This is a genomic window from Curtobacterium sp. B8 (assembly GCF_000333315.1).
Lineage (GTDB): Bacteria > Actinomycetota > Actinomycetes > Actinomycetales > Microbacteriaceae > Curtobacterium > Curtobacterium luteum.
Genome location: NZ_BACW01000194.1, coordinates 1 through 2,333, shown reverse-complemented (window position 1 = coordinate 2,333; position 2,333 = coordinate 1). Strand labels below are relative to the sequence as shown.

At 73.9% G+C, this 2,333-nt stretch carries 2 protein-coding genes; one reads left to right on the top strand and one right to left on the bottom strand.

Features of this window, described 5'->3' with window-relative positions; genetic code table 11:
* A partial coding sequence (locus I59_RS22605) for a hypothetical protein (RefSeq protein WP_187289788.1) occupies positions 1 to 888 on the top strand: 888 nt, incomplete at its 5' end.
* A 140-nt stretch (positions 889 to 1,028) separates the two neighbouring features.
* On the opposite strand, the gene I59_RS04950 is transcribed toward I59_RS22605, so the two are convergent.
* Positions 1,029 to 2,138 carry a cation diffusion facilitator family transporter gene (locus I59_RS04950; RefSeq protein WP_022902921.1) on the bottom strand — a complete coding sequence of 370 codons (1,110 nt, stop codon included), beginning with the start codon at positions 2,136 to 2,138 and terminating at the stop codon, positions 1,029 to 1,031.
* Between the last annotated feature and the right edge of the window lie 195 nt (positions 2,139 to 2,333).

The window sequence follows — 2,333 nt, the reverse complement described above, 5'->3', positions numbered from 1 at the left end:
CTCGCGATCGCCGCACTGCCGGCCCTTTCGGGCCGTTGGCGTACGTACGCCACGGGCGGGGTGGTGGCGCCGCTGTCGTTCGTCGTGGTCGCGGCGGCCGTGTACCTCCCCGTCGGCGGGCTCCGAGCGGTGCGCTTCATGCTCGCGTTCCAGGGCGCACACGACCTCCGCGGACACGCCACCGTCTTCCTCGGCCAGCGGGTGCAGCACGCGCCGTGGTGGGCGAACGGCGTCCGCGTGGTCGAGGGCGTCGGCTGGCCGACGGTCGCGGTCCTCGTGGTCGGCGTCGTCGCGGCCCTGGTGGTCCGGCCCGATCGGCTCGTCGCCGTGCTCGGCATCGCGCTCGCCGCACTCGTCGTCTTCTACGCCACGACCGACGTCGCGCTCCCGTACTACTACGACGCCTGGATGCCGTGGACCATCGCGCTCGCCGCGATCGGGTTCGTCCGCGCTGCACGGCTCCGGCCACCCGTGACGGTCGTCGTCGCGGTGCTGCTCGTCGCGGTGACGCTCGTCCCGGCGGCCGTCCTCGTCCGCGCCGTGGCGGAGACCCGGGTGACGGGGTTCGCGCGGCTGGACGCCGTGCTCGCCGACCGGGGCGTGCCGCAGGGGGACCGGATCCTGGTCGCGGGCGCGCCGCGCGGGGCGTTCTCCCCGTGGACGGGGCGGCGTGCGTCGACGCAGGCCGTCGCGCGCGGAGCGTTCGGGGTGCTCGTGGGGGCACCGGACACGCGGTTCCCCACGGCACCGTCGCTCCGGCGGTTGCTGGCCGACGACCCGGGACACTTCACGTCGTTCCGGGTCGACTTCCTGCACGTGTGGGTGGTCCGGGACGGCGAGGCGGTCCGGCGGACCGGGGACGGGTTCGCGCTGGTGCGGACGGGGTGAGGACCGGCGTGTCGTGGTGCCGGCAGCCGCCCGCCGTACGACGGCCAGTGGCGCGCCGGCCGGCCTGGTGGCCGCGATCCGGCAGCCACCCGCCGCCCGACGTCACCCCACGGTCCGCAGCGTCCCGGCGCCGCCCGCCGTCACCCCTCGGTCCGCAGCGTCCCGGCGCCGCCCGACGCCACGTCCTCCACCGTGCCGTCCCGCACGATCGCCGGGACTTCGCCGCTCTTCCGCGCCGCGAGCGACCCGTCGCCGGGGATGCTCAGCGTGAGCACCGCCTCCTCGATGTACTGGCTCTCCTCCAGGGACCGCTCGACGCGCCGCAGCCGGACCGCCACGTGGTCCTCGTCCTCGTTGCCGGTCAGGTCGACCGCCGCCACGAGGAACACCCGCGACGGCCCGACGAACTCCAGGTGGAGGTACGTCACCCGCTCGACCTCGTCACGACGGAGGAGCTCGGAGAGCACGGCGTCCTCGAGCTCCGGCGACGTGGCCTCGCCGACGAGGAACCGGCGGTTGCGCTCGATGAGCACGATCGCCACCACGCCCAGCAGGACCCCGACCGCGATCGACCCGATCGCGTCGAACACGGCGAGGCCGGTCACCTGGTGGAGGAACACGCCGAGGAAGGCGATCACGAGGCCGATCAGCGCCGCGGCGTCCTCGGCGAAGACCGCACGGAGCGTCGGGTTCGAGGACTGCAGGACGTGGCGGAGGACCGGCACACGACGCTTGGTCGCCGCGCCGTGCGCCTGGCGGTACGCCTGCACGAAGCTCGTGCCCTCGAGCACGAACGCGATCCCGAGCACGACGTAGTTGAGGAGGAGGTCCTCCGCGGGGCCGCGCTCGCCGAGCTGGGTGATGCCGTGCCAGATCGACACGACGGCACCGGCGGTGAACAGTCCGAACGCGGCGAACATCGACCAGATGTACGTCTCGCGGCCGTACCCGAGCGGGTGCTTCGTGTCGCGCGGCTTCGCTCCGCGGCGTTCGGCGACGAGCAGGAAGACCTCGTTCCCGGTGTCCGCCCAGGAGTGCGCGGCCTCGGCGGTCATCGACGCCGAGCCCGAGATCAGCGAGGCGACGGTCTTCGCGATCGCGACGAGCAGGTTCGCGGCGAACGCGATGACGACGGTGAGGAGCGACTCGGGGCGCTGCTGCCCGTCGTCGGTGGCGTCGGTGGCGTCCGTGGCGTCCGTGGCGTCCGTGGCGTCGGGAGCATCGCCGGACGTGGCGTCGGAGGAGGGCATCGCTCCAGCATGCTCCCGTGCAGTAAACTCGTCCCGAAGACGTCGAACCGGCCATCACCGGGGAGTCTCCGGAAGAACGCGGCGGTGCCCGAGGGCGCGGTCGTCAGTAGAACCGGGCGGTCCGGGCCGCACCAGCCCCGGGCACGAGCGGTCGGTCGCAGCGTGAGCGGCGTCCGGCAAGCGAGGTGGTACCGC

Coding starts and splice junctions, on each gene's coding strand:
- I59_RS04950 (WP_022902921.1), bottom strand. CDS start 2,138: ATGCCCTCCTCCGACGCCACGTCCGGCGATGCTCCCGACGCCACGGAC.